This is a genomic window from Kitasatospora sp. NPDC001539, from assembly GCF_040298565.1.
Classification (GTDB): Bacteria; Actinomycetota; Actinomycetes; order Streptomycetales; family Streptomycetaceae; genus Kitasatospora.
Map to the genome: position 1 here is coordinate 15,501 of NZ_JBEPAK010000059.1, position 15,801 is coordinate 31,301.

Annotated in this window: 11 protein-coding genes and 1 pseudogene; 8 read left to right on the forward strand and 4 right to left on the reverse strand. The window is 71.8% G+C overall.

What is annotated here, in order from left to right; all coding sequences use genetic code 11:
* Window positions 1-4: 4 nt before the first annotated feature.
* The 4 genes from ABT247_RS12510 to ABT247_RS12525 are packed head-to-tail and all read left to right on the forward strand — an operon-like array spanning window position 5 to window position 4,127.
* Complete coding sequence (locus ABT247_RS12510) at window positions 5-958, forward strand: hypothetical protein (protein WP_350741790.1); 954 nt, start codon at window positions 5-7, stop codon at window positions 956-958.
* Window positions 959-966: 8 nt separating this feature from the next.
* Complete coding sequence (locus tag ABT247_RS12515) at window positions 967-1,698, forward strand: hypothetical protein (RefSeq protein WP_350741792.1); 732 nt, start codon at window positions 967-969, stop codon at window positions 1,696-1,698.
* A complete protein-coding gene (locus tag ABT247_RS12520; RefSeq protein ID WP_350741794.1) occupies window positions 1,695-2,609 on the forward strand; it encodes an MvdC/MvdD family ATP grasp protein in 915 nt (304 codons plus the stop codon). Before ABT247_RS12515 ends, ABT247_RS12520 begins: the two co-directional genes overlap by 4 nt.
* A 15-nt stretch (window positions 2,610-2,624) precedes the next feature.
* Window positions 2,625-4,127 (forward strand): hypothetical protein, encoded by a 1,503-nt coding sequence (locus tag ABT247_RS12525; RefSeq protein ID WP_350741796.1) that lies wholly within the window; start codon window positions 2,625-2,627, stop codon window positions 4,125-4,127.
* A gap of 342 nt (window positions 4,128-4,469) precedes the next feature.
* Here the strand turns inward: ABT247_RS12525 and ABT247_RS12530 are convergent, their stop codons facing one another.
* Entirely contained in the window at window positions 4,470-5,162 is a 693-nt protein-coding gene (locus ABT247_RS12530; RefSeq protein WP_350741798.1) for a hypothetical protein, read from the reverse strand.
* A gap of 547 nt (window positions 5,163-5,709) precedes the next feature.
* Between ABT247_RS12530 and ABT247_RS12535 the strand changes: the two genes are divergently transcribed.
* On the forward strand, window positions 5,710-10,029 hold the full coding sequence (locus tag ABT247_RS12535; protein ID WP_350741800.1) for a Pls/PosA family non-ribosomal peptide synthetase: 4,320 nt from the start codon (window positions 5,710-5,712) through the stop codon (window positions 10,027-10,029).
* Window positions 10,030-10,417: 388 nt separating this feature from the next.
* On the opposite strand, the gene ABT247_RS12540 is transcribed toward ABT247_RS12535, so the two are convergent.
* The gene (locus tag ABT247_RS12540; RefSeq protein WP_350741802.1) at window positions 10,418-10,891 is read right to left on the reverse strand and encodes a MarR family winged helix-turn-helix transcriptional regulator; all 474 of its coding nucleotides are present in this window, start codon (window positions 10,889-10,891) and stop codon (window positions 10,418-10,420) included.
* A 201-nt stretch (window positions 10,892-11,092) separates the two neighbouring features.
* Here ABT247_RS12540 and ABT247_RS12545 point away from each other — a divergent pair, with 201 nt between their 5' ends.
* The 3 genes from ABT247_RS12545 (at window position 11,093) to ABT247_RS12555 (ending at window position 13,854) form a co-directional block, all read left to right on the forward strand.
* Window positions 11,093-12,298, forward strand: coding sequence for an MFS transporter (locus ABT247_RS12545; protein WP_350741804.1), 1,206 nt, complete (start codon window positions 11,093-11,095; stop codon window positions 12,296-12,298).
* A 32-nt stretch (window positions 12,299-12,330) separates the two neighbouring features.
* Window positions 12,331-12,813, forward strand: coding sequence for a GlcG/HbpS family heme-binding protein (locus ABT247_RS12550; protein WP_350741807.1), 483 nt, complete (start codon window positions 12,331-12,333; stop codon window positions 12,811-12,813).
* A 402-nt stretch (window positions 12,814-13,215) separates the two neighbouring features.
* Window positions 13,216-13,854, forward strand: coding sequence for a hypothetical protein (locus tag ABT247_RS12555; protein WP_350741809.1), 639 nt, complete (start codon window positions 13,216-13,218; stop codon window positions 13,852-13,854).
* Between the two features lie 98 nt (window positions 13,855-13,952).
* Here the strand turns inward: ABT247_RS12555 and ABT247_RS12560 are convergent.
* Together ABT247_RS12560 and ABT247_RS12565 are read right to left on the reverse strand one after the other, a co-directional pair.
* Window positions 13,953-14,710 (reverse strand): annotated as a pseudogene (locus ABT247_RS12560) (IS5 family transposase); the annotation flags it as partial.
* A gap of 117 nt (window positions 14,711-14,827) precedes the next feature.
* Window positions 14,828-15,463 carry a flavin reductase family protein gene (locus ABT247_RS12565; RefSeq protein ID WP_350741811.1) on the reverse strand — a complete coding sequence of 212 codons (636 nt, stop codon included), beginning with the start codon at window positions 15,461-15,463 and terminating at the stop codon, window positions 14,828-14,830.
* Window positions 15,464-15,801 lie beyond the last annotated feature (338 nt).

Consider the following 15,801-nt stretch of genomic DNA (forward strand, 5'->3'; position numbering starts at 1 on the left):
GATCATGGCAGAGATGTTCCCCGACACCGGCCGGCTCCAGCTCGCGAACGGGGCCACCAGCGGACCGGTCCCCTTCACCGTGGACCCCGCGGCGGCGACCTGGGTCCTGCTGATCGTGGCCATCGGCCCGGACTGCGCACCGCTGGGCGGCAGAGCCCCGGACATCGAGCTCCGGGCGGACGCCGGCCTGATCACCGCCGTCCCGCAGGCACCCGCCACCGCGGACATCCTCGACCGGATCGGGGGATCCCCGGTCGCGACCGCGTCCTGGACCCGCGACGCCGACGACGTCTTCACCGTGCAACTGGCCGTCTCCGACCCGGCCGACCGCGACTGGAGCGTGCGGATCACCAACACCGACCCCCAGGAACTGGGCTTCGTCTGGTCCTCGGAAGGAACCGTCAAGCGGGCCCGGCAGGCGCGACCCGAGCTCGACACCTCGGTGCAGACCACCGTCCTCACCGGCAGGACACCTGCCGACATCCTCGTCCCGATCGCCGACATCGGCCCCGGGCCGATGGAGTTCACCGCCACGGCCGGTCAGCCCATGGGCGCGGGCTTCGTCCTGAAGAGCTTCCCGGCCGGCCTCGCACCCAACGCGTGCGGCAAGCTCCGGATCGGTGTCACGCCTGCCACGGGCACCTTCCCGGGCCCTCCGGAGAACGCCACCTTCAACCTGACCTACCGGGACCCGGTGGAGCGTTCGGTGACCCTGAACCTCTCGCGCACGGAGCAGAAGGGCGGGAAGGACGGCAAGGACGGCAAGGACAGCAAGGAACCGTCGAAGGACCACAAGGACGACAAGGACGGCACCTTGGAGAAACTGCCCGAATTCTCGCCCTCGGGGGGTCTGGCGCCCCGGCCGCCCGAGCACTTCATCCCCCCGGCGCAGCGCCCCGACCTCACGGACAGCGCCCTCAGGGACGAACCCCCCGAACCGGAGCAGGCCGAAGGGTAGGCGCCGCGATGTGGCTGGTGCTCTGCGATCCGGCGGACGAGTCGGCGCTGTGGGCGTACGAGGGGCTGCGAGCGCGCGGGCTGGAGCCCCTGGAACTGCTCTCGCCGCAGACCCTGCTGGGCTCCACCAGGTCGGCGCACCACGTCGACCGGCACGGCGCGGGCTTCGAGGTCACCCTGCCCGACGGGCGCGTGCTGGCCGACCGGGACGTCGACGGCGTGCTCAACCGGGTGGCCTCCGCGCCCTTCGGGATGCTGCCGTTCACCACCCACGCCGACGCCGTGTACGCCCGGGAGGAGCTGAACGCGCTCCTGCTCAGCCTGCTCACCTGCCTGGCTCCGGTCTCGGTCAACCGTCCCTGCGGGTACGGGCTCAGCGGAGCCTGGCGTTCGGCCGCGGAGTGGACGGTGCTCGCGGCCAGAGCGGGCCTGCCCGTCCCACCGGCGCGGATCTCCAGCAGTCCCGCCGCCGAGTCGCAGCAGGACGTGTCCGGGCGCGGCGACGTCCTGGTGCTCGGCGAACACGTCTTCGGCGCACCCCTGGCCCAGGACGAGGCGGCGTACGTCCGGCTCGCCCGACTCGCCGAGGTCGGCCTGCTCGGAGTCGACCTCCTGCGCGACGAGGGGCACCCGGCGGTCTTCGCCGGAGCCAGCCCGCTGCCCGACCTCCGCCCCGGCGGCGACGCGTTCCTCGACCGCCTGCTCAAGCACCTCACCGAGCTCTCGCCGGGTTCCCCGTGATCGTCGTCTGCGGCATCGCCAGCGAGTCGCCGGTCGCCCGGGTCACCGCCGAACTCGACGGACTCGGCCTGCCGTACGCCATGCTCCACCAACGGCGCTTCCGGGAGCTGCCGTTCGAGCTGGAGGCCACCGGCGCCGGAGTCCGGGGGAGCGTGGCGTACAACGGCGGATCCGTCGACTGCGGCGCCGTCACCGGCATGTACCTCCGGCTGATGGACTGGCGCAGGCTCCCCGAGCTCCGTGGCGCGGGCGAGGAAACCGCAAGCAGCTGCCGTTCCTGGCACTCAGCCCTGTGCACCTGGGCGGAGATCGCCCCGGGATGCGTGATGAACCGGGAGAGCGCGACGGCGTCCAACGTGTCGAAGCCCCGTCAGTCCCAACTGATCCAGCGGTCCGGCTTCCGGGTCCCGGAGACGTTGGTGACCAACGACCCGGACCTCGTCCACGAGTTCAGGGCACGGCACGGCGAGCTCGTCTACAAGTCGATCAGCGGTGTCCGGTCCATCGTCCGGCTCCTCGATCGGGCGGCGGTCGAGCGGCTGCCGCTGATCCGCTACTGCCCGGTCCAGTTCCAGCGGTACCTCACCGGCACCAACATCCGGGTGCACACCGTCGCCGGCGAGGTGTTCGCCACCCGGATCGAGACCGACCGGGTGGACTACCGCTACGCCCGCAGCGACGGCGGCCGGGCCGTGCTCTCCGCGTGGCAACCGCCCGACGACCTGGCGGAGCGCTGCCTGCACCTTGCCGGACAGCTCGGTCTGCCGCTCGCCGGCATCGACCTGATGCTCGCCGACGACGGCGAGGTCTACTGCTTCGAGGTCAATCCCTGCCCGGCCTTCACCTACTACGAGGCCAACACCCGCCAGCCGATCGCCCGTGCCGTCGCGCTCGCGCTCGCGGGACGCTGAGAAGAGGAGACTCCGATGGCGCAGCTCGTCCTCACCGGCCAGATCCGGGGCCAGTCCACCACCCTGTGCAGCTTCACCATCGCCGTCGACGGCGGCGCTCGCGTCGGACCGGACACCGTCGTCCTGGACCAGTCGATCTTCACCATCCCGGACACCGACACGGCGGTCGACATCGAGGCGGCCGCGGTCGACCAGACCAAGTACGGAACGCTCACCGCCCACCTCGACATCGACGCCGACGGCACCGTCCAGGCCACCTTCCCGCCCGGCGACAACTGGCCCCCGCCCACCGTGTCGCCGTCCGCGGTCGGCCAGACGGTCATCATGACGGTCCACTTCTCGCCGCTACGCGACGTCACCGAACAGGCGCGGCTCAGCCTGGACCAGACCGGCGGCGACTACCCGGGCAGCCCACCCGCCCCGGCGCCCGGCGACATGAGCTTCCGCAACCCCGGCGTGACGCTGCCGCCCGCGGCCTACTCCCCGCCGCCGGCCGTCACCGACACCACCTTCATCGCCTCGCCGTCGGTCGCCGGGGGCGCGATCCAGGTCGAGACCCTGAGCGTGACACCTGACGGCGAGGCCGTCGTCCTGCAGCTCCCCGGGGTCGACGCGCCGCAACTGGTCGCCGTCTACTGGCCCTCCAGCGTGTCACGGGACCCCGGCGCACCGCCCGCGTCCTTCCTGGTCTACTTCCACGCGGGCATGGCCCAGAACTCGCCCGCCTTCTACAACGACGCCCGGGACCGCCACGACCCGGCCACCGGCGGCACCTACCCGTTCGGCTGGGACTACCAGTTCTTCGGCCTGCTCAACTACCTGCAGTACATCGGCGATCCGTTCCTCGCCAATCCCTTCGCCAAGGGTCTCGCCCTCCAGCTCGACAACGCGGGAAGCGACGTCGTGCTCGTGCTCCCGCTGGCGCGGGTCGCCAGCACCCCCTGCGACGAGGTCTCGTCGTTCGCCGACGCCGACTTCCTCCAGGAGTACCTGCCGGAGATCCAGGCATTCATGTGCCGGCGCACGGGCAACTTCGGATCCGGCCCGATCGACCGGCTCGCCATGGCGTCCTTCAGCAGCGGCCACGCAGCCCTGACCTGCTTCCTCGGCAACAGCACCAACCAGGCCCACCCGCTGTACCTCGACACCCTCCAGGAGGTGTACCTGTTCGACCCCCACGCCGACCTGGTGATCGAGACGCTCGGCCCGCTGGTCCAGGTCGCCGCGTGGGCCGCTCGGGGCACCTCCGGCTCGAAGGTCGCCCGCCTCTACACCCAGAACGACCCCGCCCAACTCGCCCCGCTGCTCGCACAACTCGGCGTGACCGCCCCCGGCCCCGCGCCCTTCGACGCCGCGACCCCGGACGACCGCTTCTCGCTCACTTCGCTTCCCCTGGCGGCCTGGAACGCCCTGGCCACCCAGCTCGGCAGCGGCGTCCCTTACGCCAACACCGGCCAGGTGCACCAGGTGATGTCGGCCCTGATGCTCACCGACGCCCTCCGCCGCAGCCGGCTCTGACACCGTCCGCCGTCCGCCGTCCGCCGTCCGCCGTCCGCCGTCCGCCGTCCGCCGTCCACCGGCCGGTCGAGGGCGAGTATGCCCGGCGGACGACGTTCTGGCCGCTGAACCCCCTGAGTCCCGGTGGCGCTTCTGGGGTGCTGCGTCGTTTCGGGTCGATGGCTGACCGAGTGTGGAGGAACTGGCGGGGGTGGTTCTACCTCTGCGGGTCGTTGGCTGTTTCGTCTCGGTCGTTGCCGGCGTCGCGGCGTCGTTCCTGGGGTGGCATTCGGCGTAATGGCTTACCTCTGCGCCTCTCGATGGTGTCGGGACCGTCGGGAGGCGCAGGCGTGGCGGTGGGGGTCAGGTGCGGGTGCAGGTGTGGGTGGTGTGGTTCGTGTCGGCGGTGTGGGTGATGGTCAGGGTGGTGCCGTCGTAGTTGACGGTCAGGGTTTCGCGGCTGCTGTCGGCGGTGCCGGGAGGTTGCCAGGGGAGGGTGAGGTGGGCGGCGTCGCCGATGGTGGCGGGGACGTTGAGGGCTTCGGGTGAGCGGTGTTCGTTGACCAGGGGGCTGGGGCCTTCGAAGATCGTCAGTGCCAGGTGGCCGCCGCGTAGGAGGAAGCTGCCGCGCCAGGTGGCGTTTTTGCCGCTGGTGGCGGTGTCCCAGGTGATGGTCCAGCCGCCGTTGCCGCCGCCGTCGGTCTGGACGGTGGCTTTGCCGTGCATCGCCTTGCCGCGCGAGGTGGTGGACTGGACCGTCCAGGTGCCGCGCACGAAGGCGTCGAAGGCGCGGTCGGCGAGGGTGGGTTTCCCACTGCCGGACGGGACGGCGGGCGCGGTTGCGGTGGCGGGGGTGGTGGGGGTGTTGGTGGCGGCGCCGGGTGCGGTGTGGTCGTTGGTGTCGCTGGTGGTTGTCGCGCCGTCACCGCTGGCGGCCCTGCTGGTGCTGCCGGCGCAGGCGGCGGTCAGGGCGGAGCCCAGGCCCAGGGCCAGGTAGCGCAGGGCGTTGCGGCGGCCTATGGCGCGGGCGGCGGCGCCCAGGTGACGGATGGTCATGGTGATCTCCCCGTTGCGGCAGGCTGGTTGGCCGACGGGGAGTTTAGTGCCGGTGCCGGCGCGCTGGCCGCTGGCCGCTGGTCGCTGGCGGGGTGGCTGGGGCGTGGTGGGGGTGCCGGCTTGATGGGTGTGTGCTGATACCCCGCCGGAGGGATCGAGGGATCGAGGGATCGAGGGATCGAGGGATCGAGGGATCGAGGTCGGGGGTGGGGCCGGTGGGGTGGCGGTGTTCGCACGGGGGTGCGAGTTGGGGAACGTGGGGGCGATGGAGGTGCGGTGCGTCGGTGGCCGTGGGGTTCCTACGCGCGGGGTGGGGTCGGTGGGGGTGCGGGGTCTTTGAGCTGGGGGTTGTTCGTCCGGCCGGGGTGCGGGGGGTGTTGTGGCGGGTGGGGCGTGGGTGTGGTTGGTGGTCGTGGGATGGAGTGGTGGCGATCTGGGGCCTTGGGTGGGTGGCAGCATGTGGTGGTGAGGTCACGGCATGTAGCGCTGGTAGGGGTGGTGTGCCGCCCGCGCTGGAGGAGTCACGGAGGCGAGGGATCTTTTCCCGATGGACGTACGCCATGAATCGGCTGGTCCTGGCATTCTGTACCGCCCGCGTGCGGGGGGTGCTGGTTGGCCGGCGGTTGCTGCGGCGCCGGCCCGTAGTCTGCTCGACATTCTCGCCGTGACGGCCGGCGCCCATCCGTGTGCGCCGGCGTTGGACACGGGTGACGGTGTGTTGGATTACCGCTCGTTGATGGGGCGGGTGGAGGCGTTGGCCGGGGTTCTGGCCGGGCATGGGATCGGCCGTGGTGATCGGGTGGGGGTGCGGGTGCCCTCGGGTACGGCGGATCTCTACGTCGCGATCCTGGCGGTGATGCGTTGCGGTGCGGCCTATGTGCCCGTCGACGCGGAGGATCCGCAGGAGCGTGCCGACCTCGTCTTCGGGGATGCCGGGGTGTGTGCCGTGGTGGGGGAGGTGGGCCGGCTGCATGCCCCGCCGGGTGCGGCGCGGCCCTCGGGTCGTCCCGGGTGGCCGTCGGCGGATGAGGACGCCTGGGTCATCTTCACCTCCGGCACCACCGGTCGTCCCAAGGGCTGCGCGGTCACCCATCGCAGTGCCGCGGCGCTGGTCGACGCGGAGGCGCGCCTGTTCCTGACCAGCCGTCCGTTGGGGCCCGGCGACCGCGTGCTGGCGGGCTTGTCGGTTGCTTTCGATGCCTCGTGCGAGGAGATGTGGTTGGCCTGGCGCCATGGCGCCTGCCTGGTGCCCGCTCCTCGTGCGCTGGTCAAGTCGGGTGCTGATCTCGGCCCGTGGCTCGTGGACCGGGGGATCACGGCGGTCTCCACCGTGCCGACGCTGCTGGCCCTGTGGCCGCGTGAGTGCCTGGACCGTGTCCGTCTGATCATCGTCGGGGGTGAGGCCTGCCCGGCCGAGCTGGTCGAGCGCCTGGCTGTCGAGGGCCGCGAGTTCTGGAACACCTACGGCCCCACCGAGACCACCGTCGTGGCCACCGCCGCCCGCCTGCTCCCGGGGCATCCCGTACGCATCGGCACCCCGCTGGACGGCTGGCAGGTCGCCGTCGTCGACCCGGACGGCCACCCCGTGCCCTGGTACGGGAGCGGTGAGCTGCTGATCGGCGGTGTCGGTACCGCCCGCTACCTCGACCCCGTGAAGGACGCCGAGAAGTTCGGCCCCCATCCCGCGCTCGCGTGCCCGCGGGTCTACCGCAGCGGTGACCTCGTACGCAACGACCCCGAGGGCCTGGTCTACCTCGGCCGCGCCGACGACCAGGTCAAACTCGGCGGGCGGCGGGTGGAACTCGGCGAGATCGACGCCGCCCTCCACACCCTGCCCCACGTCCGTGCCGCGGCCGCCGCCGTGCGCACCACTCCCGCCGGCACCGACGTGCTCGTCGGCTACCTCGTCGCCCAGCCCGGCACCCGGCCCGACCTCGCCGCAGCCCGCCGCCACCTCCTGGAACGCCTGCCCGCGCCCCTGGTTCCGGTCCTCGCGCTTGTCGACTCCCTGCCCACCCGTACGTCCGGCAAGGTCGACCGCACCGCCCTGCCCTGGCCCCTGCCCGGTACCGGCAGCACCTCGAGCGCCCTCGGCAACACCGGCAGTACCGGCAGTACCGGCAGTACCGGCAGCGTTTCTGGCAGTACCGGCACCCTGGGCGCCCTGGGTGGTGGCGTTGTGCCCGGTGTCGGCGGCGCGGCCCCCGCCTCCGTCCCGGCCACGACTCGTGAGGGCGCGTCTGTCTTGGTCGGTGAGGACACGGTCGGTTGGCTTGCCGGTCATTGGCACCGGTTGCTCGGTACCGTGCCCGCCGAGAGCGATGACTTCTTCGCTCTTGGCGGCTCCAGCCTCACCGCTGCCCGTCTGGTCTCGGAGCTGCGGGCCCGCCACGGTGGGATCTCCGTCGCAGACCTGTACGCCCATCCCGTCCTGGGTGACCTCGCTGGCTACCTCGACTCCCGCATCCTGCCACCCGTCCCCGCATCCACCGGGCCCGCCGCCGTGACCGGACCCCGCCCCGGCGCGGGAGCGGGAGCCGAGGCCTGGGTCGGGGAAGGAGCCGGGGCTGGGACCACGGCCGCCGGTCCCTTACCTCCTGGGACGGGGACCGCTCCGGGCCCGCGATCCGCGGGAGCTCAATCTGCGGGCCCCGGCCCCGCTGCCTCGGGCCCGCGGGTCGCCGATGTGCGGCGTGCGGGGGTGGCGTCTGGTGTTCCGCGTGGTGCTGGTTGGTGGCAGGGCGTGGTGCTGTGCGCTGTGTTCGCTCTCACTGGTCTGCGGTGGATTCTCCTGCTGGCCGCTGCCGACAATCTCCTTGCTCCCCGCCTGGCGTGGGCGCCTCACAGTTCGTGGTGGCCGGTGATCGTCGGCCTGTTCTTCTTCCACACGGCTCCTGGTCGGGCGGTGGCGGCCGCTGCCGGTGCCCGTGTGCTCACTGCTGGTCTGCGTCCAGGAAGTCACCCTCGCGGTGGCCGTGTCCATCTGCGTCTGTGGGCTGCCGAGCGCTATACCGCGGTGTTCGCCCCGGCCACTCTCAACGGCACGCGGTGGGCCCTGCGCTACGCCCGTCTCCTCGGTTGCCGGGTCGGTGGGGACGTGAGTCTGCACGCGCTGCCCCCGGTGACGGGTCTGGCGCGTATCGGCCGCGGTGCCACCGTCGAACCCGAAGCCGACCTCGCCGGTTGGTGGCTCGACGGCGACGTTCTCCACCTCGGCCGCCTGGACATCGGCGAGGGCGCCGCTGTCGGCCATCGCGCTGTCCTCATGCCCGGCGCCCGTGTCGGCGCCCGCGCCCAGATCGCTCCCGGCGCCTGCGTCACCGCCAGCGTCCCGCCGGGCGAGCACTGGAGCGGCAGTCCGGCTCGCCCCACCCACTCCACCACCGTCTGGCCCGCCGCGCCCGCTCGCGCCACGGCCCGCTGGGACGCCGCCTACACCGCCGCCACCATCGTCTTCGGTCTCGTCCCTTTCCTCGCCGCCCTGCCGGCCCTGCTCATCGCCTACCCGCTCCTGGACCGCGACCCCACCCTCACCCGGGCGCTGCTCCAACTGCTGCCGCTGACCATCCCGCTCACCGTCCTCACCACCGCCTGCCACGCCGCTGTGACCGCCGTGCTCATCCGTGCGTTCTCCTGGCCTCTGCGGCCGGGCTTCCATCCCGCCACCGGCGGCGTCGCTTTCTGCGCGTGGGCCGTCACCACCCTCGCCGACAGCGCCCGCCGCACTCTCTTCCCCCTCTACGCCAGCCTCCTGACCCCTCTGTGGCTGCGCCTGCTCGGTGCCCGGGTGGGACGCCATGTCGAGGCGTCCACCGTCCTCGCGCTGCCGACCCTGACCCGGGTCGACGACGGCGCCTTCCTCGCCGACGACACCCTCGTCGCCCCCTACCGCCTGCGCGGCACCTGGCTGCACCTGGGCCGCTCCCACATCGGACGCCGTTCCTTCGTCGGCAACTCCGCCGTCGTGGGCCCTGACCGCCATCTGCCCGACAACTGCCTGGTCGGTGTCCTGTCCGACACCCCCGCCCACCCCCGCGAAGGCTCCTCCTGGCTGGGCCGGCCCCCCTTCGCGCTGCCCCGCGCCGTCGAGGCCGCCGCCACCAGCCGCACCTACGACCCGCCCCGGCGCCTGCGGTGGGCACGCGCCGGTGTCGAGGCCTTCCGCGTGGTGCCCCTCGTCCTCGCCGCGCTGCTGGGCGACCTCGTCCTCGCCGCCCTCCAGGCGATCCGCGACGACCACGGCCTGCCCGCTGCCTGCGCGGCCGCGGTTCCCGTCCTGATCACCGCCTGCGTGTGCGCCTGCGCCCTGACCACCGCCGCCAAGTGGCTCCTCGTCGGCCGTTTCCGTCCCGGCGAGCACCCGCTGTGGTCCTCCTTCGTGTGGCGCAACGAGCTCTACGACACCTTCGTCGAGGAACTCGCCATGCCCTTCGGCGGCGCCGCCCTCACCGGCACCCCCTACCTCAACCTGTGGCTGCGCAGCCTGGGCGCCACGATCGGGCGCGGGGTGTGGTGCGAGACCCACTGGCTGCCCGAGAGCGACCTCGTCACCGTCGAGGCCGGCGCCAGCGTCAACCGCGGCACCGTGCTGCAGACCCACCTGTTCCACGACCGCGTGATGCGCCTGGGCCCCGTCCACCTGGGCGCCGGCTCCACCACCGGACCGCACTCGATCGTCCTGCTCGACTCCGAACTCGGCGCGGGCACCACCGTCGGCCCCGCCTGTCTGGTCATGCGCGGCGAACACCTCCCCGATGCCACCCGCTGGCTCGGCAACCCCGTCGCCGCCTGGAACGCCGACCCCACCCCGCCACCCGGACGCCGCGCCGCCCGCCACCACAACCGCCACCGCCGTACGACACCGTGACGGCGCGACCGGCAGGACTGCCACGACCGGCGTGAGGGTGGCGAGGGGGTGGCAGGGGTGCCCGGGGTGGTGACGAGCCGGCGCCGCACCTGACTCCGCTCGCTCGCCACCGGCGACCCGGCATCCGGCACCCGGCCCGTGACCGAATCCGCGCCCGGGCCCGGCCACACCGGCACGCCCACGCCCGTGCCCTCGCGGGTTCGAGGTGCTCTGCGGGTGGTCGCGTCGGTGCCCCTGGTCGGCCGGTGGTCCGAGTCCGGGGCATCGGCAGGTCGTGCGGGCGCGGTGGCGCGGCCGGGGTGGGGGAGCGGGTGTGGCGGTGCGGGGCCGCGCCGGCCAGGGGAAAAGGGGCCCGTGGGGCTGCGTCCGCTGGGGGTGGGTCGGCGGGTTAGGGGTGGGCGGGGGTGGCTGGGGGCTTGATGGCTTTGACGGCGTGGACGAGGGGGGCGAGTTCGGGGTTTTTGGCAGCCTCGTCGAGGGCTTCGCGGAGGGCGGTGTCGTTGGTGGGGCGGGCCTGTTCCAGCAGGGTGAGGCCGTCCTGGGTGACGTCGGTGTAGATGCCGCGTCGGTCGGTGGGGCACAGGTAGCGGGCTAGCAGGCCGCGGTCCTCCAGGCGGGTGACCAGGCGGGTGGTGGCGCTTTGGCTGAGTACGACCGCGTCGGCGACCTGCTTCATCTGCAGGTGGCCGCCCTCGCCGTCGTGCTGGCGGCTGAGCACGTCCAGCAGGGAGTACTCGCGCACGCTCAGGTCGTGCTCGGACTGCAGGGCGCGTTCGATGTGCGCCTCGATGCGGCCGTAGAGGAGGTAGAGGGCGGCCCAGCCGTTGGCGAGGGCGGTCAGCGCGGGGTCCGTGGCGGTCATGGGCCCGGTCTCCTTTCCAGGTGCTCCACGCCCCAGGATAAGCCATACGACGAAATATCAGCTAGAGCATATAGAACGCTTATGCAAGTAGAGTGAGACGAGGGTCACTGGCGGAAGCTGATTGCCAGCGTTTGCATATATGTCGCGTCTGCAACTAACGTCGGATGTGTCCGCACTGGCAACCGCATGAAGGGTCGTGTCATGCCCCTCGCACTCCTCGCCCTGGCCATCGGGGCGTTCGGGATCGGGACCACCGAGTTCGTGATCATGGGCCTGCTGCCCGAGATCGCCGGCGACTACGGCGTCTCCATCCCCACCGCCGGCCTGCTCGTCACCGGCTACGCGATCGGCGTCGTGCTCGGCGCCCCGCTGATGACGGTGCTCGGCACCCGGATCAGCCGCAAGACGATGTTGATGCTGCTGATGGGCCTGTTCGCCGTCGGGAACCTGATCTCCGCCACCGCGCCGACCTTCGCCGTCATGCTCGCCGGACGCATCGTCGCCTCCCTCGCGCACGGCGCTTTCTTCGGCATCGGCTCTGTGGTCGCCGCCGAACTCGTCGCCCCCCACAAGAAGGCCGGCGCCATCGCCACCATGTTCACCGGCCTGACCCTCGCCAACGTCGTCGGCGTCCCGCTCGGCACCTTCGTCGGCCAGGCCGTCGGCTGGCGCACCACTTTCGCCGCCGTGGCCGTCCTCGGCGTGGCCGGACTGCTGGGCATCGCCCGGCTCATACCCGCTGTGCCCCGCCCTGAAGGCGCCCACCTGCGCCGCGAACTCACCGCCTTCCGCAACCCACAGGTCCTGCTCGCCATGGCGATGACCGTCCTCGGCTTCGGCGGGGTATTCGCCGCGATCACCTACATCGCCCCGATGATGACCCACGTCGCCGGCTACTCCGAGGGCGCCGTCACCTGGCTGCTGGTCCTCTTCGGCGCCGGCATGTTCCTGGGCAACCTGCTCGGCGGCCGCTTCGCCGATCGCCGGCTCATGCCGATGCTCTACGCGAGCCTGGGCGCCCTGGCCCTCGTCCTGGGCCTGTTCACCTTCACCGCCCACGACAAGACCGCCGCCGCCGTGACCATCCTGCTCGTCGGCGCGCTCGGCTTCGCCACCGTCCCGCCCCTGCAGAAGCGCGTCCTCGACCAGGCCCACGGCGCACCCACCCTCGCCTCGGCCGTCAACATCGGCGCCTTCAACCTCGGCAACGCGCTGGCGGCCTGGCTGGGCGGCACCGTCATCTCCGCCGGCCTCGGCTACACCGCCCCGAACTGGGTCGGCGCGCTGCTCGCCGCCGCCGCCCTCGTTCTCGCCCTGTGGTCCGCCGCCCTGGAACGCCGGACTTCCACGCCCGCCGCCGCCGACGCCGCCACCCCTGCCGACGCCGCCGTGTCCGCCCACCACTGACCGCCCGCCCCCCTTCCCGAGGAGAAGCGCCCATGAACCCCACCACCGCCCCCAACACCACCGCCGCCGACGCCACCACCACCGCTGATGTCCCTGCCGCGGTCGCGGGCGTGGCGGTGCTCACCACTGCCGACGCCGAGACCCTCCTCGACGCCGCCTGCGCCGCCGCCCGGGCGGCTGAGGTTGCCGTCAGCGTCACCGTCCTGGATGCCGGCGGCCACCTGCTGGCCTTCCGCCGCGACGAGCGAGCCGTCCTCATCTCCGGCGAGACCAGCACGCGCAAGGCCTACACCGCCCTGCAACTGGGCGCCCCCACCGCCGACCTCGTCGACCTCGTCAAGCCCGACGGCCCCTTCCACACCCTGCCCACCGCCCTGGACCGCCCCCTGCTGTTCATCGCAGGCGGCATCCCCCTCCACCGCGAGGGCCGCCTCATCGGCGCGATCGGCGTCGGCGGCGGCACCCCCGACCAGGACCACGCCTTCGCCGCCGCCGCCCTGCGGCACCTGCCCTGACCCCGGCCGTCGGCCCCGCCGCCCCGCGCGACACCCTCCCCGACCCGGGAGCCCGGAGTCGGGGAGCCGGGGAGTTGGGGGCTGGGGGAGTCGGGGTCACCGGGGAGCCGGGGGGTGGCTGGGGGTCGGGGTTGCCGGTGGCACGATCGGGTCGAGGGCGGTCCCGGCCCCGGCGCTTTTCGCGTACGGGCAGGGGGGCATCGGCCGTGAACGGCCCGTACGGTTGAGGTCGTCGTCCGTTCGGCGACCTGGACCGCGCATGTGGTCAAGCCCGGTCTGTTCGGCCTGTCTGGTCCCGCGTCCGCTGGTGTGCCGGGTTGGGGCTTTGGGGGGTGTGGGGGTGGTGTGGGCCGGTAGCCTCGTTTTCGGTGGTTGTAGGGGTCGAACGGACGGGGTGGGTGGATGGTGGGGCAGCAGCGCGGTTATTGGCGGGAGTCGGACGGGGTGCCTGTTGCTGTGAGTCAGGCACATATTGTGTGGACTCGGGCGGCTTATCCGGCTTTGGTGGAGGTGGCGCGTCGTTATCACGCGGTGATCACTTACGCGGAGTTGGCGGAGGTGCTTCAGCGGGTTTCGGGGGTGCGTACCAGCGTCAATCAGCGGCATTGGATCAACAAGGTGTTGGCGTTGGTGGTGCGTGAGGCGCATCGGCGTGGGGATCCGCCGTTGACGGCGTTGGTGGTGAATGCCGCTGATGGGATGGTCGGGGCGGGTTACCAGGATGTGCTGGCGGTCGCGGGGGAGCCTGCGATCGTGGATGAGGCGGATCGTGAACTCCACGCGGCCGCGGCCCGTTTGGCGTGTTATCGGCATTTCGGTGCGGATCTGCCCGCTGACGGTGGTATCCCGGCTCTGGTGCCGCGGGCGGCGACCACCACCGCGGCCCGTAAGGGTGCGGCGGTGCTTAAGGGTGCGGCGGCGGGTAGGGGTGCGGCGTCGGTGTCGGCTGCTGCGGCGCGTTTGCCGGTGGTCTGTCCGAGGTGTTTCCTTGAGTTGCCGGCGACGCGGGTGTGTGATTCCTGCGGTGGGAGCGTTCCGTAATCCCCGGTGGGTGTGCCGCCCGGTTGCTGTTGCCGTCCGGTTGCGGGGCGGTTGGCGGCGGGGTTTTGGAGGAGCTGACACAAGGCTGGGACGCGTCGGTAGGCGATCACGCGGCAGACCAGTTTGAGGAAGGGCCTCGTGGATGTCGTCGCGGGTGTCGCAGCGGATCCGCAGGCGTCGGAAGCCGTGGATCCAGGCGTTGGTCCGCTCGGCGACCCACCGCACGGCTCCGAGTGCGGAGCCGTGCGGCACTTCTCGACGGGCGATGACCGGTTTGATGCCCTGCTTCCAGGGCAGTCGGCGGTACTTGTCGAAGTTGTAGCCCCGGGTCGGCGAAGAGTTGCCGAGGCCGGTGGCGCGGCCGCCAGTCGTGCCGCGAATGCGGGGGACCGCGTCCAGGAGCGGCAGCAGTTGGGTGATGTCATGGCGGTTTTGGCCGGCCAAGGTGATGGCCAGCGGCGTGCCGCGGCCGTCCGTGGTTACATGGCGCTTCGGGCCCGGGCGGGCACGGTCGACCGGGCGCGGTCCCGTTTTGGGCCGCCGCGACGGGCCTGGTGATGCGAGCCGTCGATCACCTTGCCGGCGACCAGTCCAGTTCGCTGGCGCGGTGCGGTTCGGTGAGCAGCACTTGGTGCAGTCGGTTCCGGGCTCCGGCTTCGTGCCGGTCCCGTAGGCGGTGCCGGCAGGTCATGCCCGAGCCGAAGCCGAGCTCCTGCCCGAAGCCGAGCTCCTGCGGCAGCCACTCCCACTGGATGCCCGTGTGCAGCACGAACAGGATGCCCTGCAAGCAGCCCCGGTCGTCCGACGGCGGGCGGGGCATCCTGCGAAGGCGCTGCTGCCGCACCGGCAACAGCAGCTCGAATCCGGCCTGACAGGTCGTCCGACACCAACCACGGCGGTTTCTTCCCCGCGGCCTACTCAACGAGCCGATGGTCGAACAGGCATTGGCGACGCGCAGTTCTGTTGGCTCTTTTTAGGGGGTGGTGGGTAGGCGGGCGGGCATGTTCCAGCCTTCGGCGAGGCGGGAGGGGGTGAGGCGGTGTGTGTTGCCGAAGAATTCGCAGAATTTCATGATGAGTGGGTCCCAGCCGAGGGGGTCGATGTAGTGGTCGGTGCCGGGCAGGATGAGGTGTTCGTCGATGTGGGCGCGGATGACGCTGACTTCGAAGGCGGTGCAGCGGGTGTTGCCGGTAAGTGGTGTGGCTGTTTCCAGGCGGCATTCGAGTTGGACGGGGCATTCGGCGGCGCGTGGTGCTTGGACGAGGTCGCCGGGTAGTTCGGTCATGCCGGCTGCGGTGAACTTGTGTCGTTCGTAGCGGTAGCCCTGTGCGCGTTTGGTTTCGCTCAGGTGGGGGTTGGCGCTCAGGAGGGCGAGGGCGTCGACGGCGTCGACTTGTGCGGAGGAGGGCAGGTTGAGTACGCATTCGCCTTCGCGTCGCAGGTTGATGGCGCTTTGGGCGCTGTCGCCCAGGCCCAGTACGCAGGTCTGTCCCAGCCACCATGCGGAGGACATCGGTGCCAGGTTGGCGCTGCCGTCTTCGTTGCGTGAGCCGATCAGTACCACGGGGGTGCCGAAGTAGAGGACTTTGAGATCGGTGACCTTGTGCACGGGAGTCGGGCCGTCCTTGTGTTGCGGGATCAGGGGGGAGAGGGAGGGAAGGGTTGCGGAGCACTGACTTTGCCCGCGGCCGGGGGCGGGTGCTGGCGGGGATCGGACATCCAGTTCGGCCGGCGCACCGGGTACGTGACGTGGCGTGGGATCCGTCCCTTTGCCCTGGTTGCTGGTGGTGGGTGGTGCGTGGGCGGGTGGTGGTCCGGACGGCAGGGGTTCCCGCCCTGGGGGGCTGTCTTGTTGGTGAGCGCGCGGCGGAGGCCGGCCGCTGCTTGCGGGCGTGTGCCGCTGTGGTCCGGCGGGTGGTTGGGTACGGCATGAGGTGGGCGGGGGAG